16 protein-coding genes and 1 other RNA gene are annotated in these 20,917 nt (G+C 72.6%); 7 read left to right on the top strand and 10 right to left on the bottom strand.

Translation table 11 applies throughout. The annotated features are described in order from the left end of the window. Positions 1–851: 851 nt before the first annotated feature. The 3 genes from HNR10_RS26825 (at position 852) to HNR10_RS26815 (ending at position 3,550) form a co-directional block, all read left to right on the top strand. Positions 852–2,258, top strand: a complete 1,407-nt coding sequence (locus HNR10_RS26825; protein ID WP_179828239.1) for a replication initiator — start codon at positions 852–854, stop codon at positions 2,256–2,258. Next, the gene (locus HNR10_RS26820; protein WP_179828238.1) at positions 2,255–2,431 is read left to right on the top strand and encodes a helix-turn-helix transcriptional regulator; all 177 of its coding nucleotides are present in this window, start codon (positions 2,255–2,257) and stop codon (positions 2,429–2,431) included. Before HNR10_RS26825 ends, HNR10_RS26820 begins: the two co-directional genes overlap by 4 nt. 168 nt (positions 2,432–2,599) lie before the next feature. Continuing rightward, a complete protein-coding gene (locus HNR10_RS26815; RefSeq protein WP_179828237.1) occupies positions 2,600–3,550 on the top strand; it encodes a tyrosine-type recombinase/integrase in 951 nt (316 codons plus the stop codon). 71 nt (positions 3,551–3,621) lie between these two features. On the opposite strand, the gene rnpB is transcribed toward HNR10_RS26815, so the two are convergent. From rnpB to HNR10_RS26790, 5 genes are all read right to left on the bottom strand, one after another. Next, positions 3,622–4,005: RNase P RNA component class A (gene rnpB / locus HNR10_RS26810), an RNA gene on the bottom strand. A 35-nt stretch (positions 4,006–4,040) separates the two neighbouring features. Then, a complete protein-coding gene (locus HNR10_RS26805; protein ID WP_179828236.1) occupies positions 4,041–4,679 on the bottom strand; it encodes a histidine phosphatase family protein in 639 nt (212 codons plus the stop codon). Continuing rightward, positions 4,676–5,437, bottom strand: a complete 762-nt coding sequence (locus HNR10_RS26800) for a zinc ribbon domain-containing protein (RefSeq protein WP_179828235.1) — start codon at positions 5,435–5,437, stop codon at positions 4,676–4,678. Before HNR10_RS26800 ends, HNR10_RS26805 begins: the two co-directional genes overlap by 4 nt. Before the next feature lie 90 nt (positions 5,438–5,527). Beyond that, positions 5,528–6,391 (bottom strand): Nif3-like dinuclear metal center hexameric protein, encoded by an 864-nt coding sequence (locus HNR10_RS26795; protein ID WP_179828234.1) that lies wholly within the window; start codon positions 6,389–6,391, stop codon positions 5,528–5,530. A 10-nt stretch (positions 6,392–6,401) separates the two neighbouring features. Further along, the gene (locus HNR10_RS26790) at positions 6,402–7,544 is read right to left on the bottom strand and encodes a helix-turn-helix transcriptional regulator (RefSeq protein WP_179828228.1); all 1,143 of its coding nucleotides are present in this window, start codon (positions 7,542–7,544) and stop codon (positions 6,402–6,404) included. Positions 7,545–7,605: 61 nt separating this feature from the next. On the opposite strand from HNR10_RS26790, the gene HNR10_RS26785 reads away from it, so the two are divergent. Then, positions 7,606–8,982 carry an FAD-binding oxidoreductase gene (locus HNR10_RS26785; protein ID WP_179828226.1) on the top strand — a complete coding sequence of 459 codons (1,377 nt, stop codon included), beginning with the start codon at positions 7,606–7,608 and terminating at the stop codon, positions 8,980–8,982. Positions 8,983–9,090: 108 nt separating this feature from the next. Further along, the gene (locus HNR10_RS26780; RefSeq protein ID WP_179828224.1) at positions 9,091–9,954 is read left to right on the top strand and encodes a deoxyribonuclease IV; all 864 of its coding nucleotides are present in this window, start codon (positions 9,091–9,093) and stop codon (positions 9,952–9,954) included. A 138-nt stretch (positions 9,955–10,092) separates the two neighbouring features. Here the strand turns inward: HNR10_RS26780 and HNR10_RS26775 are convergent, their stop codons facing one another. Together HNR10_RS26775 and HNR10_RS26770 are read right to left on the bottom strand one after the other, a co-directional pair. Beyond that, a complete protein-coding gene (locus tag HNR10_RS26775) occupies positions 10,093–10,839 on the bottom strand; it encodes a winged helix-turn-helix domain-containing protein (RefSeq protein WP_246406422.1) in 747 nt (248 codons plus the stop codon). A gap of 95 nt (positions 10,840–10,934) precedes the next feature. Next, on the bottom strand, positions 10,935–12,236 hold the full coding sequence (locus HNR10_RS26770) for an MFS transporter (protein WP_179828222.1): 1,302 nt from the start codon (positions 12,234–12,236) through the stop codon (positions 10,935–10,937). Between the two features lie 249 nt (positions 12,237–12,485). Between HNR10_RS26770 and HNR10_RS26765 the strand changes: the two genes are divergently transcribed. Both HNR10_RS26765 and HNR10_RS26760 read left to right on the top strand, forming a co-directional pair. Beyond that, a complete protein-coding gene (locus HNR10_RS26765) occupies positions 12,486–12,839 on the top strand; it encodes a hypothetical protein (protein WP_179828220.1) in 354 nt (117 codons plus the stop codon). Positions 12,840–13,232: 393 nt separating this feature from the next. After that, entirely contained in the window at positions 13,233–15,635 is a 2,403-nt protein-coding gene (locus tag HNR10_RS26760; RefSeq protein WP_179828219.1) for a Tex family protein, read from the top strand. Between the two features lie 94 nt (positions 15,636–15,729). Here the strand turns inward: HNR10_RS26760 and HNR10_RS26755 are convergent, their stop codons facing one another. The 3 genes from HNR10_RS26755 to HNR10_RS26745 form a co-directional block, all read right to left on the bottom strand. After that, a complete protein-coding gene (locus HNR10_RS26755) occupies positions 15,730–17,757 on the bottom strand; it encodes a CocE/NonD family hydrolase (RefSeq protein WP_179828217.1) in 2,028 nt (675 codons plus the stop codon). 16 nt (positions 17,758–17,773) lie between these two features. Continuing rightward, positions 17,774–19,063: an ATP-grasp domain-containing protein gene (locus HNR10_RS26750; RefSeq protein WP_179828215.1), complete on the bottom strand. Its 1,290-nt coding sequence runs from the start codon at positions 19,061–19,063 to the stop codon at positions 17,774–17,776. A gap of 195 nt (positions 19,064–19,258) precedes the next feature. Then, positions 19,259–20,758 (bottom strand): carboxylesterase/lipase family protein, encoded by a 1,500-nt coding sequence (locus HNR10_RS26745; protein WP_179828213.1) that lies wholly within the window; start codon positions 20,756–20,758, stop codon positions 19,259–19,261. Positions 20,759–20,917 lie beyond the last annotated feature (159 nt).

Here is a 20,917-nt window from a genome sequence, read left to right as displayed (position 1 = left end):
CGAACACCGAACGAGAAGGAGACCCTGATGGGCTGCTGGGAGAACCCGACCAAGAAGAACGAGGACGCCACCAAGCTGACGGTGGGGAGGCCCACCCGATGAGCTGGCGACTGGAGACCTGCGGCCACTGCGGTGAGCTGGTCAGCTACAGCGGACCCCTCGACTCCCACCCGGCACGCTGCTTCAAGTGCCCCAACCGGTAGAAGGCCCCGCCATGGCATGCACCGAATGCGGAGGCACGCGCTTCGCGCTGTTCTTCGAGAACGGCCGTGAGGGCCACACCTGCCTGACCTGCTATACGGACCGCTACTAGACATTCCCGGGGTGCGGCGCTGCTTCCACACATGCCACCGCACCCCGGTTCACCTACCCAACGAACCCAACACGCGAATGCAAGGAACGAAAGGGGCTCGACCAGCCTATGACATCCTCCGACTTCCCCACAGTGCTCGCCGCGCTGTTCGCCGCTGCCCTTGTGACCTCCTCCGGGGGTGACCGCTGATGTGTCCCACGTGCTCAAGCTCGGCCATCGAAGAGGACACCCACGACAACTGGGGTGTCGTCAACGGCTTCCGATGCCGCACCTGCGGCGCAGAGTGGCCGCTGCTCGACGGTAACGACCCCACGGTGGAGGGCTACTGGCGATGACCTGCCCCCACTGCCACAGCGACCAGATCACCGAGTACAGCTACGACGGCGGCACGACCGTCATGGGATATGAGTGCCGCGACTGCGAGACCACCTGGTCCGCCTGACCTGAACTGATCCCGGCCCCGGTGACGGCGCTGCTTCCACCGCTCCATGCCGCCGCACCGGGGCCTCACCTACCCCTGGAAAGGCCCTGCTTCGACATGCCCGAACCCGAACACATCGGCGGCCTGCTCGGCCCCGCCCTGGCACGCATCACCGCTATGAATGAAGACCACCTTGACCGATGGATCGACCGTGCCCGCTCCCTGCGCGGCTGTGCCTGCCCCGTCCGCCTGACGGGCGAGACCACTCGCGTGGACGCCTCCACCGGCGAACTCCTGTCCCACTACTCCACCGCCAACGAACCGGCCAACGAACTGCTCATGCGGTGCAAGAACCGGCGCGCCTCCCGGTGCCCCTCATGCTCGGAGGAATACCGGGGCGACACCTACCACCTGGTCAAGGCCGGAGTCGTCGGCGGGGACAAGGGCGTTCCCTCCTCGGTGGGGCTCCATCCCCGAGCGTTCGTCACCCTGACGGCTCCCTCCTTCGGACCCGTCCACCAGGGCCCCGGCAAGGACGGCCGGTCCCGCGTGTGCCACCCCCGGCGCACCGGCCCGGCCTGCTTCCAGCGCCACCGCGCCGAAGACCCCGTGATCGGCCAGCCGATCGACCACACCGCCTACGACTACGTCGGCCACGTCCTGTGGCACGCCCACACCGGTGAGCTGTGGCGCCGCTTCACCCTCTACCTGCGCAACCATCTCGCCTCCGCCGCCGGCCTTTCCCGGACGGAGTTCTCCAAGCGCGTCCGGATCTCCTACGCCAAGGTCGCCGAGTTCCAAGCCCGGGGCGCGGTCCACTTCCACGCCGTGATCCGCCTCGACGGCCACACCAAGGACCCCGACACCTGGCCCCCGCCTCCGGTGTGGGCCAGCCTCGACATGCTCACCGCGGCTGTGGACTCGGCCGCCCGCGCGGTCTCCCTCACCTCGCCTGAGGTCAACGGACGGACCTGGTCTCTGGTCTGGGGTGAGCAGGTGGACGTGCGCCCGATCGAGAGCTTCGGCCTCGAGCAGGCACTCACCGACACGGCCGTGGCCGGGTACATCGCCAAGTACGCGACCAAGGCGGCTGAGGACACCGGCACCTTGGACCGGCGCATCCACGACATCGACCACGTGGACATGACCGGTGTGCGTCCGCACGCGGCTCGGTTGATCTACACGTGCTGGCGGCTGGGCAACCCTCGCCTCTACCCCCAGCTCGAAGACCTCAAGCTCCGCACCTGGGCGCACATGCTCGGGTTCCGGGGACACTTCTCCACCAAGTCACGCCGCTACTCCACCACCCTCGGGGCGCTGCGACAGGTCCGCGCAGACTACGCGGCCGGTCGCCCGTGGGACGCCGAGACGTTCACGCCGCCCGTGGTCGAAGACGACTCCACGACGCTCGTGCTGACGAACTGGCGCTACCTCGGACAGGGACTCACCCCCGGAGAGCTGGCGCTGGCCTCCCTGGTCACCGACATAGGCCGCTCCACCGAAGAGGCGGAGGTCGCCGGATGAAGACCCTCGAACGCCTGTGGACCCTTGAAGAGACCTCCGCCTACCTCGGCGTGCCGGTCAAGACCCTCTACCAGTGGCGCTACCTGCGCACCGGCCCTCCTTCGCACCGGGTGGGTCGCCACGTCCGCTACGAACCGACCGAGGTCCGCGCCTGGGTCCTGGAACAGGACTGAGGTGCACTGATGGGACACGTCCAAGATCTGTGGAAGACACGGGACGGCCGGAAGACCACTCGCCACGGCAAGGGCAGGCGGTATCTCGCCGTATGGAAGGACCCCAGTGGGGACCGGGCCACAGAGCTGTTCCGTCGCAAGATCGACGCTGAGAACCATGTGGCGGTCATGGAAGCGGACCGACTGCGCGGGGCCTACGTGGACCCCCGTGCGGGGAAGGTGACCCTCCAGGAGTACGCCGAGACCCGCTGGCTTCCCCAGCTCGTCCACGTGGCGGAGGGGACCAAGGAGACCTACGAACGGCACCTGCGGCACCGGGTCCATCCGGCCTTCGGCAAGCGCGAGATCGGGAGCATCACCCGGGCGGACGCCAAGTCCTTCGTGGCCAAGCTGACCGCTGATCCGGGGCTCTCGGCCAGCACGGTACACACGGCGTTCGCGACGCTGCGGATCCTGATGCAGGCCGCCGTCGATGACGAGATCATCACCGCAAACCCGTGCTCGCGTGTGAAGCTGCCCCGACTCGGTGACCGTGTGATCGATCCGCTTCCCGCCGAAGCGATCCTCGACCTTGCGGACGCCATCACCCCCCGCTACCGGGTCGCGGTCCTCCTCGGTGCCGGCGCCGGATTGCGGCGGGGAGAAGCCCTGGGGCTCACGGTTCCCCGCGTCTCCTTCGACAAGCGCCACCTGGACATCCGGATTCAAGCGCAGAAGGGGAAGCTGGTAGAGCTCAAGACGAAGTACTCCCGGCGTATCGTGCCGGTGGACGACCTCGTCCTAGACGAGATCCGAAGGCACATGGACCTCTACGAACCGGCTCCGGGACAGGTACTCATCAGCAACACGTGGAAGGCCGTGGCCAAGCCTTCGGCGTTCAACTCGGCCTGGTCGAAGGCGGTCTTCAAGCTGGGCTTGCCGCAGGGGACCCGCTTCCATGACCTGAGGCACTTCTACGCCTCGGCGCTGATCGCGGCCGGGGTCAACCCGAAGGCGATCCAGCGCCGCATGGGGCACGCCTCCATCACGGAGACCTTTGACACCTACGGGCACCTGTTCCCCGAGCATGAGGAGCTGGGGCGCGGGGCGATCGGCCTCCTGCTGCACTCCGCGCGCTGAACGACCGGAGCAAACAAGGAGCAAACACGGCCGACTCTCGCTCGCTACGGCGCAGGTCAGAAGCCTGTGAGGGAGGGAGTCGGCCGGTAAGCCGGATTCTGTCGGTCCCTTGCGGGACCGGACGGCCATCCATCTGGGGCCGCCGTTGCCGACGACCTCGGTGCGGTCTACCCGCGGACTCGGGCGGGCCGCCCTCGAACATCCGCGCGGGAGCCCGGAGGCTCCCTTTTTGACCTTGCTCCGGGTGGGGTTTACCTAGCCGACCGGATCACTCCGGCCGCTGGTGGTCTCTTACACCACCGTTTCACCCTTACCACCGCGAGCGGTGGCGGTCTGTTTTCTGTGGCACTGTCCCGCGGGTCGCCCCGGGTCGGTGTTACCGACCACCCTGCCCTGTGGAGTCCGGACTTTCCTCGAACCCGTCTGCACGGATCCGCGACCGTCTGGCCGACTCCCCCTCGCCCCGCATTCTATGCCCGTTCACGCGGGCTCAGGCCAGGTGCGCGGTGTCGTTGAGGGAGCGCACCACCATGGGCCCGTCGGCGAAGCAGTCCACCTCGGTCAGGCACGCCGTGTCCAGGTGCATCCGGTACAGCGCCGACAACGGCGCCAGCATCGCCTGCTGCACCACGATCTTGATGGGGGTCACATGGCTGACCACCAGCACGGTGCGGCCCCGGTGGCGTTCGACCAGCGCATGGCGTGCGGCCCCCACCCGGGCGGCGACCGCGGCGAAGCTCTCACCCCCCGGCGGGCCCGTACCGGTGTCGGCCAGCCACCGGTCGACGTCGTCCGGGGCCAGCTCTCGCGCTTCGGCGAAGGTCATGCCCTCCCAGTCACCGAAGTCGGTCTCCACGAAGCCCTCGTCGACCTCCACCGGCAGACCGAGCACCTCGGCGGCGTGCGCGGCGGTGTCCCTGGCCCGCGCCAGCGGCGAGGACACCACCACGTCGATCGGCCACGACGCCAGGCGGTGCGCCACCGCGGCCGCCTGGGCGTGTCCGGCGTCGGTGAGCGGGATGTCGCCCCGCCCGGCGAAGCGCCGTTCCACCGACATCGGGGTCTGGCCGTGTCTGAGCAGGACGAGTCGGGTCGGCGCCTCGTCCGGAGCGCCCCAGCCCGAACTCACTGCTCGGCCTGGCCGCCCAGCCCCGACTCCGCGGTGCGCACGAGGATGCGGCGGCAGTCCTCGCAGCGCACGACCTCGTCCGCGGGGGTGGCCCGGATGTCGTTCAGCTCCACGGTGCTCAGGGCGAGCTTGCAGCCGCCGCACCGCCCGTAGCGCAGCGGGGCGGCCGCCACGCCGTCGTACTGGGCGCGCAGCTTGTCGTAGAGCGCCAGCAGGTCGGCGGGGACCTCCGCGGCCACGCGCTCGCGGTCCCGGACGATGGTGTCGCGGTCCATCGCGATGCCCGCCGCCGCGGTGTCGCGGCGGGCGGTCACCTCGGTGTACTTCGCGACCGTCTCCTCGCGCTCGGCGGTCAGCCGGACGACCTGCGCGTTGAGCTCCTCGGCGCGCTCCATGACCTCCAGGACGACCTCCTCCAGCTCGGCCTGGCGACGGGCGAGCGAGGTGATCTCCGACTGCAGGTTCTGCAGCTCCTTGGAGTTGGTGATCTGACCCGACTCCAGGCGCTTGGTGTCGCGGTCGGCCCGGCTGCGCACCTGGTCGACGTCGCGCTCGGCCTTGCGCTGCTCGCGCTCGATGTCGGAGACCTTCGTCTGCGCGGTCACCAGCTCGCTGTCGATCTGGTCCACGCGCTCCTTGAGCGCGGCCGCCTCGGCCGTCTCGGGCAGAGTACGGGCCCGGTGCTCCACGCGCTGGAGTCCGGTGTCCAGCTCCTGGAGGTCGAGCAGTCTGGCCTGTGCGTCGGGTTCGGCTTTCACGTATGGCTCCTGAAGTGGCTGGGGAAGGCAGTGACGCCGCCCGCGCCGGTCGCTGTGCAGTTGGGGGCCGCCCTGGTCGGGGCGGGGTGGTCAGACGTGCGTGAACGCCCGTGACCAGGCATCCGTCACCGTCGTCGACACGCGGGTCTCCACGTTAGCCCCATTTCGGCCGGCCGTGCGCCCGAGAGCCGCCACCAGGTGGTCCGCCCCGTCCTGGAGCCAGGGCCACTCGCTCGCGAAGTGGGGTGTGTCGATGAGGGCCGGGGCGCCGGGGAGCGCCACGAACTCCGTCGCCGGGTGGTGGCGCAGGTCGGAGGTGACGAACACGTCCGCCCCGGCGGCCCGCGCGGCGTCGAGCAGGGAGTCGCCCGCTCCGCCCGAGACCGCCACGGTGCTCACCCGGCGGTCCAGGTCCCCGGCCGCGCGGATCCCGGCCGGGGTGTCGGGCAGGCCGTCGCGCACCTGGGCGGCGAAGTCCCCGAGCGTCATGGGCTCGGCCAGGGTGCCCACGCGCCCGATCCCGCGGTGGCCCTCGGGGTCGGTGGGGTCCGGGTCGAGCGGGCGCAGCGGCCCGGCGAGCCCGACCGCGCGGGCCAGTGCGTCGGACACCCCCGGGGCGGCGGTGTCGGCGTTGGTGTGCGCGGTGTACAGGGCCACGCCGGCGCGGATGAGGCGGTGCACCACACGGCCCTTCGGGGTGTGGGCGGCCACGCTCGTCACCCCGCGCAGCATGAGCGGGTGGTGCGTGACGATGAGGTCGGCGCCCCAGTCGAGCGCCTCGTCGACGACGGCCTCGACCGGGTCGACGGCGAACAGGACGCGCCCCACGCCCTGGGCGGGATCGCCGCACACCAGGCCGACCGCGTCCCAGGAGGCGGCCCACCGGGGAGGGTAGACCTCCTCGAAGGCGGCGGTGACGTCGGACAGGCTGGGGTGCGGGTTCGCGGTGCTCACGGCCCTGAGACTAGAGCATGCTCCGCGCGCTGCCGTCCCGGCCGCCCGGGGCCTCACCGGAGGCGCGGCCGGCCCTTCCGCCGCCCGACGACCCGGAGCGCTCCGCCGCCCCTCCCGCCACCGCCGCCCCGCCGGGACCCGCGGGACCCGCGGCGTTCGCGGGGTTCGCGGCATCCGGCGGGGCGGCCGTACCGTCGGCCAGGGATCCGACGGCCGCGCGCAGGCGCTCGTGGACCGCGGGCGGGGCGTCCAGGGAGAACCGCGCCCCGAGCGCGATCACGACCGCCGTGTACTGGCACACCAGGTCCAGCGAGTCGGCGCTCAACCGGACGCGGCACGCGCCCTCCCCCACGGCCTCGACCGCCCCCGGGAACGGCCCGTACACGCGCGAGCGCACCTCCTCCGCGGGCAGCTCCACCTCCAGCGACACCGTGTGCAGGTGCGTCGCCGACGCGAAGCGGCGGGTGAGGAACACCGCGGGGTCGGACACGGGCAGTTCCCGGGGGACGAACCGGCGCAGGGTGGCGCGCAGGCCCTCGATCCGGTCCACGCGGAAGATCCGCCAGTCGTCGCGTGCGGCGTCGTGCGCGATCAGGTACCAGTGGCCGCCGTGCGAGACCAGGTGGTGCGGCTCCACTCTGCGCTCCTCGGCGGCGCCCCGCCGGTCCCGGTAGTCGAAGTCCACCACCACGCGGCCCCGGCAGGCGTCCCCCAGCGCTGCCACGCTGCACGGGTTCACCGTCGAGGCGTCCGGCCTCCGCACCGCCGTGGTCGTGCCCTCGACCGCGGCCAGGCGCGGACGCAGGCGTGCGGGCAGCGCGCGGCGGAGCTTGGCCAGTGCCCGCAGCGCGCTTTCCTCCGCCCCGGCCACGGTCACCAGGCCCAGCCCGATCGCGACCGCCTCCTCGTCGTCGAGCAGCAGCGGCGGGATGTCGCGGCCCGGGGCGAGCCGGTACCCGCCGGCCACACCGGTGGTGCCCTCGACCTCGTAGTGCAGCGAGCGCAGCCGGTCGACGTCGCGGCGCAGGGTCCGGGCGCTCACGCCCAGGCGCTCGGCGAGCTCGGCACCCGACCATGCGCGGCCGCCCTGCAGCAGTGAGAGCAGTCTCAGGAGCCGCTGCGGCATGTCCGAGCGGACAGAGTTCGCGTCCATGCCCACAGACTGCCGGACACTGCGGCCAGGATGTGGCCGCAAGGGTCCCTACGGTGACCGCATGACGATCACCTCGACACCTTCCGCCCTGGTCCGCGCGCTGTCCGACCGCGTGAGCGGCCCCGTGGCCACGCCCTCGTCGGACCGCTACGAGTCCGAGCGTTCCGGACTCCAGCGGCTCGGCCGCCACCGCCCCTCCCTCGTGGTCGGGGCCACCAGCGCCGAGGACGTGCGCGCCGCCGTCGCCGCGGCCGCCGACCACGACCTGCCCATCGCGGTCCAGGCCTCCGGGCACGGCACGGGCGTGCCCCTGGAGGGCGGCGTCCTGATCACCACCGGCCGGCTGGCGGGCGTGCGCGTGGACCCCGACCGCCGCACCGCGTGGGTCGAGGCGGGAGCCCCGTGGGGGGACGTGGTCCGGGCCACCGCCGCGCACGGTCTGGCGCCCCTGTCCGGCAGCGCGCCCGGCGTGGGCGCGGTGCCCTACACCCTGGGCGGCGGCGTGGGCCTGGCGGCCAGGCGGTACGGATTCGCCGCCGACCGGGTCCGGCGCCTGGAAGTGGTGACCGTCGACGGCCGTGTGCGCCGCGTCGACGCCGAGCACGACGCCGACCTGTTCTGGGCGCTGCGGGGCGGCGGCGGGTCCTTCGGCGTGGTCACGGGGATGGAGATCGACCTGGTCCCCCTGCGCCGGATCTACGGCGGGAGCCTGTTCTTCGACGCCGGACCCGACATCCTGGACACCTGGTACGCGTGGACACGGAACGCGCCCGAGGACCTCACCTCCGGCATGACGGTCCTGACCCTGCCGGACGTGCCCGGTGTGCCCGAGCCCCTGCGCGGGCGGCACACCACCCAGGTCGCGGCGGTGTGGACCGGCCCCCTCGACCGGGGCCCGGACGCCGTCGCCCCGCTGCGCGGGGCCGCCCCCGTCCTGAGGGACACCATGCGCGAACTCCCCTACGCCGAGTCCGGGACGGTGTACGCCGAACCCGACCACCCGCACGGCTACCGCTCACGCGCCATGCTCCTGTCCGACCTGGACCCGGACGCCGCGGCCGAACTCCTGCGCCGCACCGGGCCCTCCCTGCCGTTCATGACGGTGGTCGGGCTGCGCCACCTCGGCGGCGCCCTGACCCGGGGCCCCGAGAGCCCCAACGCGGTCGGCCACCGCGGCGCCGCGTACCTGCTCAACGTCCTGACCGTGGCCGGGGACGCCGACACCGCCGACATGGCGGCCCTGCGCTCCGGGGCGGCCTCCCTGTTCGGCGGCCACACGCTCGGGCGCTCGCTCAACTTCAGCTTCGGTCCGCTGGCTCCCGAGGAGGTCCGCGAGGCGTTCGCGCCCGCCGACTTCGGCCGCCTGACCCGGGTCAAGGCCGACACCGACCCCGGCGACCTCGTGCGCGCCAACCACCCGGTCCCGCCCCTGGTCTGAGCCGCGCCGCACACCGCCACCGTCCACCGCCACCGTCCGGCCGGACGCGCCGACGTGCGGCCGGTCGGACGCGCGCCGCACGTCGCGCCCCCTAGGCTGGAACGCACGATGAACAAGAAGAAGAAGGAACGGCCCCGGTCCCCGGTCGGAGCGCACGTCCCGGTGGCGGGCGGCATGGCCACCAAGGGGCTGGCCTACACCGAGGAGATCGGCGCCGAGACGGTGCAGGTCTTCGTGTCCAACCCGCGCGGGTGGGCCACCAAGGAGGGCGATCCCGACCAGGACGCCCGGATGCGCGAACGCACGGACCTGCCGCTGTTCGTGCACTCGGCCTACCTCATCAACGTGGGCGCGCCCAACGAGGAGACCGCGGAGAAGTCGCTGAAGTCGCTGGAGCACGCCCTGGTGCGCGGCGGCGAGATCAACGCGCGCGGCGTGGTCGTGCACACCGGGTCGGCGGTCTCCGGCGGTCGCGAGGCCGGGCTGGAGCGCGTGCGCAACCGGCTGCTGCCGCTGGTGCGACGGTTGGGCGAGGACGTGCCGCCCGTGCTGCTGGAGCCGATGGCGGGTCAGGGCCAGGTGCTGTGCGCCACGGTGGACGACCTGGTGCCCTACCTGGAGGCCCTGGACTGGCACTCGAACGTGGGCGTGTGCCTGGACACCGCGCACCTGTTCGCGGCCGGGCACGACATCTCCACCGTCGAGGGCATGCGCGAGGCGCTGGACCAGTTCGGCGAGCAGGTGGGGGCCGACCGGCTGCACCTGATCCACGCCAACGACTCCAAGTTCCCGTGCGACAGCAAGAAGGACCGGCACGAGAACATCGGCAAGGGCTGCATCGGCGCAGAGCCGTTCGGCGAGCTGTTCCGCCACCCGGTCTCCGCCGGAGTGCCGATCGTCCTGGAGACGCCGGGGCCCGAGGGCCCGCACGGCGAGGACGTGGCCACGCTCAAGGAGCTGCGCGAGGGCTGACCGCGCTCCCGGCTCCACCACCGCCCGGGGCGCGCCACGGCCGTGCGGTCGACGGGCGCCCCCGGCGCTGCTCCTCCAATGCGCGGCGCCCCCGGCGCGGCCCCTCCAATGCACGGCGCTCCGGCCACGGCGGTGCCGCTACCGGTCCGGCTCCCCGCCGGGGCCGTCCACGCCGGTCCCGGAGGACTCAGTGATCCCGGCGTCCCCGCCTCCCCCTGCCCCCTCGGCCGTGTCGCGCGCCCATGCCCGCGCCTCGGCCAACTCCGGGAACAGCGCGGTCTGCAGTTGCACGCTCTCGGTCCCGGGATGGGTCTCGGACGTGCGCCCCAGATACCGGGCCGACATGGCCCGGACGACGTCCATGAGCTCCAGTCGGAACTCCTCGGCCTCCTGCGCCGTCATCCGCAGGCGTGAGACGGAGTCACCCGCCGCCGAGCCCCATGTCCGCACGGCGGGGGCCTCCGGCCGGGCCTGCGCGTAGGCGTTCCACACGTCGAAGCTCTCCCGGCGCTCGCGGAAGTAGCGGTGCAGGACCACCGCCGCGGCCTGGCGCGTCTCCGGGTCGCGCAGGAACTCGCGGCCGGCCACCGACCAACCGCCGGGGCGCACCCGCCACCAGCGCTCCCGGCCCCCGGAGTGGCCCGGGTCCTCCTCGATGAACCCGTAGCGCGAGAGCTGGCGCAGGTGGTAGCTGGTCGATCCACTGCTCTCACCCAGCCTGTGCCCGAGGAGGGTGGCGGTGGCGGGTCCGCCGCGACCGAGTTCGTCCAGGAGCCGGCCCCGCAGCGGGTGGGCCAGACCGCGCAGGGCCCGCGCGTCGACCTCCATCGGCCGCGGCCGCTCGGGCCCTGGTTCTGCGTCGGTGTCCCGTGGGTCGTGCTGCATGGTCAAACCGTAGTCCTTCCCGTCCGGCACGGTCGTGTCCGGATCCCCCGGCACCACCGCGCCCGCGTACGCCCTTCCTCCGGTCGTCGAGCCGGTCACCGCGGAGCGGCGTCGGCGGCCAGGTCGGCGGCGGCCGCGTCCGACCGGTGCGCGAACTCGGTGAGGGCTCGGCGGAACACGACCGCCGCGCCGACCATGGTCAGGCCGCCGACGAGGTAGGGCAGGGACAGGTCCACCCGACCGATCAGGCCCCCGGTGAGCGCCCCGACCGGGGCCAGGCCCCACCCGAGCGCACGGAAGGCGGCGGACGCGCGGCCCCGCAGGTGGTCGGGGACCATGGTCTGGAACAGCAGCGAGCCCGCGATGTTGGTGAGCGCCAGGCACGCCCCCACGACCGCCCACACCATCGCGCCCAGGTAGGCGTCGGGCACCAGCGCCATCAGGGCCAGGGCCAGCCCTCCGACCGTGTAGCCGCCCAGCAGGACCGCGCGCCGACCGATCCGGGCCACGAGCCGTGCCGCGCACACCGCGCCCAGGACACCGCCCACCGCAAGCGAGGACGTGAAGAGCCCGAAGTAGGCGGCGCCGACCCCCCACTCCTGCCGCACGTGCAGGACCAGGACGGCGGTGCCCATCTGCAGGCCGATCATCATCGCCGCGTTGTTGAACGCGAGCGAGCGCATCAACGGGTCACCGAGGACGTACGCGCACCCCTCCCGCAGCTGTCGGCCGGCGCCCACCGCGGCGCCGCGGACCGGCTCCGCCCGCCCGGTGCCGCCCCGACCGGACCGGCGCAGGGACACCACGACCAGGACCGTGAGCACCGCGCACAGGGCGTAGGACACGGCCGTACCCGCCACCGGTAGCACCGCGGCCACGGCGAAGAGCGCGCCGCCCAGGGGGCGGGCCACGCAGTCCTGTGCGACCAGGCGGCCACCCTCCAGCCGGCTGTTGGCCCGGTCCAGCAGCCGGCTCGGCACGAGCCGGGTGACGGCGATCCGGCTCGCGGGATCGGTCACCGTCTCACAGCACGTGACCGCGAACAGCGCCGCGTACATGACACCGAGTGTCACCGTCGAGGTGGCCACGGTGACGGCGAGGGAAGCGACGACGACCGCTGCCAGGGCGTTGGCCACCGCCATCGCGCGCAGCCGGTCGACCCGGTCGATCAGCACTCCGGCGAACGGGGCGACGAGCAGCCACGGCAGGAAGCGGGCGACCAGCAGGCCGGAGACCGCCAGCGGGTCGTGGGTGAGGGTGGCGGCGATCAGCGGCAGCGCGGTGCTCAGGATGCCGTCGCCCAGGTTGGTCAGGGTTCCGGCTGCCCAGAACCGGTGAAAGTCGGCGCCCAGGCGGGTGGTCGGTCGGGCGGTGGCGGGTACGGGGGTCGTGTCCATCTCGGCTCCCTACGTGGTGGGGGTACGGCCACCGTATTACAAAGATTCCTTTGCAAAGATTCTGATGCAAAGGAATTTTTGGAATCCTTGCGTGGTCACCCCGCGTCACACGCGGCGCGAACCAGGACCCGACGGCCTGAGCCCTGGCGCCGGCGGCGGAGCCCGATTCCCGTCGGGCGGCCCATGAGTGACAATGGGATCCAGCCCACGGCTGGGCGCACGTGGGGGACTGAGGAAGGGAGCCACCCGATGGATCCGGTGTCACTGGTGCTGGGCGCGGCCATCGCACTCGGCGGATTCGCCTTCGGCCGTCTCGCGACCAGGCGGCAGGCGCGGGAGTCCCTCGAACGGCACCGCCGCGAGGAGCAGGCCCGCGCCCTGCACGGCGGACAGCAGCCGCCCCAGCCCCTGTGCGGTTGCGGACACCACCTGGTCTTCCACGACAAGGAGACCAAGAAGTGCCAGACCCAGGTGGTCATCCCCGGCCGCTGGACCGGGCAGTCCGGTTCGACCTACCGCCAGTGCATGTGCCAGGGCTACCGCGGACCCATTCCGCTGGACGAGTACTACGCCCCCGACCTGGCCGAGGGCAACAACCCGTGACGTGCGCGCCGCGCCACCGTCGGCCGGTTCCGGCCCCGCGCTCACTCCCCGTGACGGCGTTCGCCCCGACCGGCCCCTCGACCGCAAAAGACGCGCCCCGCCGAAGCCGTCCGCGGCCCCGTTCTCTGCGCACGTCGGCCGCGCGACCCGTCCACCCCGGGGGCACGGGGGCTCATCCCACCCCCGGGACTCCAGCAGACCGGGGACACGAAGGGCTGCCGGGTCATCCCACCCCCGGGACTCCAGCAGACCGGGGACACGAAGGGCTGCCGGGTCATCCCACCCCCGGGACTCCAGCAGACCGGGGACACGAAGGGCTGCCGGGATGACATTGTCCCCGGCCGGCACGAGAATGTCCCCGCACCGAACACCCAGAGATGTGGACGTTAACCAGTGACGAGCCCTGCGACACCCACGATCGACCAGCGCATCGCCGAGGAACTCGGTGTGGGCGCGCACCAGGTCCGCGCCGCCGTCGACCTCCTCGACGGCGGGTCGACCGTGCCCTTCATCGCCCGGTACCGCAAGGAGGCGACCGGAACGCTCGACGACGCCCAGCTGCGCCAGCTGGAGGAACGCCTTCGCTACCTGCGTGAACTGAGCGAGCGCCGGACGGCGATCCTGGAGTCGATCAGCTCCCAGGGCAAACTGGACGCCGAGCTGGAGGCGCGCATCAACGCCGCCGACTCCAAGGCCCGCCTGGAGGACATCTACCTCCCCTACAAGCCCAAGCGGCGCACGAAGGCCCAGATCGCGCGCGAGGCCGGACTGGAGCCGCTGGCCGAGGCGCTCTTCGACGACCCGTCTCTGGACCCCCAGGAGACCGCCGCCGCCTACGTCGACGCCGACAAGGGCGTGGCCGACGCCAAGGCCGCCCTGGAGGGCGCCCGCTCGATCCTGGTGGAGCGCTTCGCCGAGGACGCCGACCTCACCGGCCTCCTGCGCGAGCGCCTGTGGGAGAAGGGGCGCCTGGGGTCCACGGTCCGCGAGGGCAAGGAGGAGGCCGGCGCCAAGTTCGCCGACTACTTCTCCTTCTCCGAGCCCCTCACCGCGCTCCCCTCCCACCGCGTCCTGGCCATGTACCGGGGCGAGAAGGAGGAGGTCCTCACCCTCAACCTGGAGCCCGAGGAGGCGCCGGCGGACAACCCCGACGGCACCACCCCCCGCAGCTCCTACGAGAACGCCATCGCCGCGCACTTCGGGATCGTCGACCGCGGCCGGCCCGCCGACCGCTGGCTCCAGGACACCGTGCGCTGGGCCTGGCGCACCCGCATCCTCGTGCGCCTGGACATCGACGTGCGCATGCGCCTGTGGCAGCAGGCCGAGGACGACGGCGTCAACGTCTTCGCCGCCAACCTGCGCGACCTGCTCCTGGCCGCTCCCGCCGGCAGCCGCGCGACCCTGGGTTTGGACCCGGGCCTGCGCACCGGCGTGAAGGTCGCCGTCACCGACCGCACCGGCAAGGTCGTGTCCACCGACACGATCTACCCGCACGCGCCGCGCCGCGACTGGGACGGCTCGATCGACCGGCTCGCCAAACTGTGCGCCGCCCACGAGGTCGAACTCGTCGCCATCGGCAACGGCACGGCCTCCCGCGAGACCGACCGCCTGGCCGCCGACCTCCTCCAGCGCCACCCCGAGCTCAAACTCACCAAGGTGATGGTCTCCGAGGCCGGCGCGTCGGTGTACTCCGCCTCCGCCTACGCCTCCGAGGAGCTGCCCGACCTGGACGTGTCCCTGCGCGGAGCGGCCTCCATCGCCCGCCGCCTGCAGGACCCGCTCGCCGAACTGGTCAAGATCGACCCCAAGTCCATCGGCGTGGGCCAGTACCAGCACGACCTCGCCGAGGCCAAGCTGTCGCGCTCCCTGGACGCCGTGGTGGAGGACTGTGTGAACGGCGTGGGCGTGGACGTCAACACCGCGTCCGTCCCGCTGTTGACCAGGGTGTCGGGCGTGACCTCCACGCTGGCCCGCAACATCGTCGCGCACCGCGACGCCAACGGCCCCTTCCGCACCCGCGAGGCCCTGCGCTCGGTGCCGCGTCTGGGCCCGAAGGCGTTCGAGCAGTGCGCCGGCTTCCTGCGCGTCAACGGCGGTGACGACCCCCTGGACGCCTCCGCGGTCCACCCGGAGGCCTACCCGGTCGTCCGCCGGATCCTGGCGCGGGTCGGCACCGACCTGCCGTCGCTGATCGGCGACAAGGCGGCGCTGTCGGCGATCCGCCCGCAGGACTTCGTCGACGACACCTTCGGCCTGCCGACGGTCACCGACATCCTCGCCGAGCTCGACAAGCCGGGCCGCGACCCGCGTCCGGCGTTCACCACCGCCACCTTCAAGGAGGGCGTGGAGAAGCTGGACGACCTGGAGCCGGGCATGATCCTGGAGGGCGTGGTCACCAACGTCGCCGCCTTCGGGGCGTTCGTGGACGTGGGCGTGCACCAGGACGGGCTCGTCCACGTCTCCGCGCTGTCCTACGACTTCGTCAAGGACCCGCGCGACGTGGTCAAGTCCGGCGACATCGTCAAGGTCAAGGTGCAGGAGGTCGACACGGCCCGCAAGCGCATCTCGCTGACCATGCGCCTGGACGACGAGGCTCCCTCCGGCGAGGAGCGGCGCGGCGGCCGCGGCGACGGTGGCGGCAAGGGCCGGTCCCAGGGCAAGGGCCGGGGCGGCCAGGGCCAGGGGAACAACCGGGGCGGCCGCGGCGGCGGACGCGGCGGCCAGGGCGGGGGCCGCGACGCCGCTCCCTCGGGCGCGATGGCCGACGCGCTGCGCCGCGCGGGCCTGGGCCGCTAGACGGTTCACGCGGTCGCGGGGCGTCCCCGCGACCGCGGTCGCGGACGCGACGGTGGCCGGGAGTGCTCCCGGCCGCCGTCCCGGCGGGCGCGCCTCAGACGCAGTCGCGCGGGATCACCGACGTGAAGATCCGCGTGGCCACGCGCCGCGCCCCCTCATAGGCGTCCAGCGTGGCGTGCAGGTGGAAGTCGGTCTCCGTCGACGTCAGCACCGTGCGCGTCGTGGTCCGCACCGACCAGTCGCCGCGGGCGAACCCCATCGTCCACACCGTCTCGCCACGGACGGTTTCGTAGTCGTTGCCGACCCAGCTGTAGTGCTCCTCTGCCCGCCGGGTCACCTCCAGGCCGATGTCGTCGAACGACACCGTCCCCAGGTCCTTGACCACGTTCAGGGACGCCCGGTAGGTCACCAGGTCGTGGGACAGCTCCCACCGCTCCTTTCCGGGCTCCACCTCCCTGGTCGGGACCGGGGCCGTGCCCTCCGGTTCGTCGAACGGCACCGCTCCCCCGTCGCCCGCCTCCGCCGGACGCACCGGCAGCAGGACGCGGGTGTGCTCCCCGGGGAACACCGACAGCGTCACCGGTTCGGGCGGCGGCCAGGCCAGCGGCCAGTACGAGGTGGACACCGCGATCCGGATCCGGTGGCCGGGCGGGAACACCTGCCCCACACCGTTCAGCGGGACCGACACCCGGTACCGGCGGCCCGGTTCGAGCCGTTCGGGCGCCTCGTGGCCCCGCGCGTGGGCGAGGTTGAGCAGCCCGTAGGTCACCCTGGTGGCCTCGCCCTTGGGCGTGACGTCGCACAGGCGCACGGCGACCATCGCGTCCGGACGGTCCACGGCCAGGTCCAGCTCGACCGCCACCGACCCCAGGATCTCCACCGGCTCGGTCAGCGGACGGCTGTCGAAGACCATCGACCCGCCGTCGTCCTCGCGCTGGTCGTAGGGCAGGTCCGGCGGGGCGTTGTAGGAGCACCACTTGCCCGCGTGCTGTCCCGTCGACAGCGGGGACGACAGGGTCGAGACCACCTCCGACTCCGGTTCCTCCCCCTTCTCCAGCAGGCGCCCGGCCCCCAGCGCGCGCGGCTCGACGACGATGTTCGGCGAGGGCCACTGCGCCTCGCCGACCCAGCGCCCTGGCCGCTCCTCGTAGGCCGTGGACGGCGGCACGCTCTCCTGCATCCACGCACGCAGCGCCGGCGCCTCCATCACGTCGTTGTCCACACCCTTGAGCCACCGGTCCCACCAGCGCACCATCTCCTGGAGGAAGCCGATGGCGGGCCCGGGTTTGCCCAGGTGCGGGTACTTGTGCGACCACGGGCCCAGCAGCCCCAGACACGGTGACCGCAGTCCGGCCAGCAGTCGGAAGACGCTGTTGGAGTAGCCGTCCGCCCACCCGCTCACCGCCATCACCGGCACCTCGATCGCGTCGAGATCCTCGGCGACCGAACCGTGCTTCCAGTACTCGTCCCGGTGCTGGTGGCGCAGCCACGTGTCGAGCCACAGGCCGCTGCCCTCCAGCCGCTCGTGCCACATCTTGCGCCACTTGCCGCCGACGAGTTCGGGGTCGGGCGGGCAGGAGTTGTAGGCGAACATCGTCGACGCCCAGGACAGGTTGTCGCCGAGCAGGCACCCGCCCATGTAGTGCACGTCGTCGCTGTAGCGGTCGTCGGTCGAACACGCCGAGACGATCGCGCGCAGGCTCTCCGGCCGCCGCGCGGCCACCTGCAGGGCGTTGAACCCGCCCCAGGAGATGCCCATCATCCCGGTGCTGCCGTCGCACCAGGGCTGTTCCGCCAGCCAGGCCAGCACCTCCTCGGCGTCCAGCAGCTCGCGCTCCAGGTACTCGTCGGTGAGCACGCCCTCGGAGTCGCCGCTGCCCCGCAGGTCCACGCGCGCGCACGCGTACCCGTGCCCGGCCATGTAGGGGTGGTGGATGGAGTCGCGCTGGGCGGTCAGGTCCCGCCGGCGGTAGGGGATGAACTCCAGCACGGCGGGCACGGGGCGGTCGTCGCTGTCCACGGGCCGCCAGATCCGCGCGGCGAGGTGGACCCCGTCGCTGAGCGGGATCTGGACGAACTCGTCCTCACGGACGTCGTTGGGCAGGTCGCTGACGGTTCGCATCGTGTCGGATCCCTCCTCACTCTCGTGCCCGGTCCTCGGCGCTCCGGATGGTGAACGGGAGCTCCCCCGCACACGCCCGGTACCTGCGCTCGCACTCGTCGATGTCCCGGGCCCCCACGATCACGTGGGCCAGTTCGTAGCTGTAGCTGTCCTGGATGGGCAGGTCCGAGAGCCACTCGCCCTCGTGCGCCACCACCTCCACCCACGCGTCGGGCGCCTGCTCGCGCGCCCGGGCCACGTCCTGGGCCGTGGGCGCGCGCTCCACGAAGCCGTCGCCGAAGCGGCGCACGAACCACTTGGCCGCCACCTCGTACTCCCCGCCGCGCACCACGTCGGGCTCCTGTCCCAGGGCGAGGCGCAGGCAGATCTCGTGGTTGGAGACCCCGTTCACGAGTTCGAGCATCCGCGCGTGCGACTGGGAGTGCCGCGGATTGATCTCCACGAGCGTGATGGCGCCGCTCTCCGGCTCGTGGAAGTACTCGATGTTGAACGTCGTGTCGTCCAGTCCGACCCGGGAGATGACTCGTTCGCTCAGGTCGATCAGGCGCCGCTGGGCCTCCTCCGGCACGCGCGAGGGGTACTCGTAGCACAGGAAGCTCGAGGTGCCGGGGTAGTGCGGGGAGTCGATGATGCCGTACACGTGCGGAACCCCGTCGCGGACGTAGCCCTCCACGGTGAGCTGGTCACCGACGGCCTCCTCCTCCGCCAGCGCGGCGGTACCCCCCGCGTCCTCGACCTCCGGCGGCAGGCTGACCCGGTCCATCGCCCACTGGAACGCGTCGCCGATCCGTCCGGCGCCCGCCCTGATCTCGCCCATCGCCTCCTGGAACTCGGCGTCGTCGGTGACGCGGAAGGCCAGCTCGGAGGAGAAGGACTTCACCGGTTTGACCCACAGCGGGTAGGACAGGCCGTCCGGCTTGGCGGTCTCGTCCAGGTCGACCTCGCCGAACCGCGGCACGGCCTCGGGGATGACCGCGCGCTGCTCCAGACGGCTCCAGTACTTGTGCTCGCACCGCACCACCGACCCCAGGGACGTGCAGCGCAGCCCGCGCGGCCCGCACAGCAGCGGCACCAGCGAGCTCACCGGGAAGTCCCAGTAGCCGATGACGGCGTCGACGGTCCCCTCGAAGGAGTCCAGGCGCCGCTCCGCCAGCGCGAGCAGGGCGGGCATGTCCACCTCGTGGTCCTGGCCGAGCTCCTCCCAGCCGAGCAGTGGCCGGAAGCGGTAGCCGTCGGCGCCGGGCAGGGACTCCAACACGTCGAGGTTCTGCTCGTCCAGCCCGAGAACGAACACGTTCTTGGTCATCGCACACCTCCGACGGGGGCTGTCGTCGGCGGCCGTGCCCTGACTCTGCGGCGGTCACCGGGCACCGACCGGCCGGCCCCTACCTGAGACGGTGCCCAGTGAGTCGGCGCTGCCCTCGCCATCGCGGAGATTTCCGCAGGTTTTACCGTGCGATGACCTGCCCCGGTCCGTGCCGCCCGGGGCCCTCACGACCGGTCACCGTGGCGCGAACGCCACCTTCGCCCACAGGTCGCGCAGCGGCGACTCGTCCGTGGCGTGGAGTTCGTCGACGGTGTCCCACACCTTGACCGCGGTCGCCTCGCGCGTCACCGCCGGCCAGCCGGGGTCGCCCGAGGCGGCGAAGTCCCGCCAGGCGGCGACCATCCGGTCCGACAGCCCCCGGTGCACGGGCTCGGGCGGACCGTCGAGCAGGAAGCGGCCGAAGTCGGTGTCCAGGTTCCCGAACGCGAACGGCAGGTCCAGGGCGTGGCAGGCGCCCAGGCGCCCGCCCATCGCCGGGCTGCGGAACCCGAACCGGAAGAAGTGCGCCCGGCCGCCCGCCGCCGCGTGCGCCTCGGCCAGGGCCACCGTGTACTGGGCGAACAGCGCGTCGCCCATGATGGCGCAGTACAGGTCCCGGGGATCGGCTCCGGGGAGGGTCCGGCGGTACCGGGACAAGGCGTCCTCCGGCAGGCCGACCTGCGCGGCCGTGGCCTCCAGGGCGGCGTCGCCGTCGATCTCCACGCTCTGGCCCAGCTCGGTGAACAGTCGGTACTCGTCGGCGTTGTGCCCGAGCAGCACGTCGATGTCGTGGGCGCCGCCCTTGGCCACGGTCTCCAGCGGCGGTTCGGGCAGTTCGGGTCCGCCGACCACGGGGGCGTAGCAGGTGAACGGTTTGGCCTTGACGCCCGGCCCGCGCGAGGGGCCGGCCAGGACGGTGTCGGTGGCCTCCAGCAGCCGTTCGGGCGGCAGCTCCGCCAGCGCGTCCGCGTCCAGGGGGACGCCCGCGGCCTCGGCGATCCGCTCCGACACACGGCGCGCCGACTCCAGGCCCAGGTGGTCCCCGGGCACGCTGTGCGCGATGACGCGGCGGAAGAGCCCCCGGGCGCCCGGGGAGGCCATGAGGCACAGCACGGACCCCGCCCCGGCCGACTCCCCGGCCACGGTCACGTTGCCGGGGTCGCCCCCGAAGGCGGCGATGTTGTCCCGGACCCACCGCAGCGCGGCCGCCTGGTCGAGCAGGCCCCGGTTGTCGGGGCGGCCGGGCACGTGGCCGAACCCCTCGAACCCCAGGCGGTAGTTGACGCTGACCACCACGAGGCCGCTCTCGGCGAGCCGGGTGCCGTCGTAGGTGGCCTCGGAGGCGGCTCCGACGATGTAGGCGCCGCCGTGGATCCACACCAGGACGGGGGCGCGGTCGCCCTCGCGGGCGGCGGTCCACACGTTGAGCACGAGGCAGTCCAGCGGGGTGTCGGGGCTCCACGGCGCGGCGCCGACCATCTGGCCGCCCTGGGGCGCGGGCGGACCGAAGTCCACGCACTCGCGCACGTCCGTCCAGGCCGGTGCGGGCGCCGGGGCGGCGAAGCGGTGGGGGCCGAAGGGCGCGGCGGCGTAGGGGATGCCCCGGTAGGCGGTGACCGCGCCGCTGTCCGAGCGCGAGGAGGCCACCCCCCGAATACTCCCGCCGGTGGTCGTCACGGTCTGTTCTGCGTCCACGAGTTCCTCCCAGGAGATCCGTGCCCCTACCTAACAACGTTAGGTAACCCTGCGCAAGACCCGCAAGCCGACCTCCCGCCCCGCGGCGCCGCGACCCTCGGCCCGCACCCCTGGTGACCCCGGGCCCCGTGCCGTACCATCCGGTAACATACCACCCGG

Origin of the sequence: Nocardiopsis aegyptia (assembly GCF_013410755.1) — a bacterium.
Taxonomy (GTDB): domain Bacteria; phylum Actinomycetota; class Actinomycetes; order Streptosporangiales; family Streptosporangiaceae; genus Nocardiopsis; species Nocardiopsis aegyptia.
Note: the sequence above shows the minus strand (reverse complement) of the source record. Positions and strands in the feature narration are given on the sequence as shown.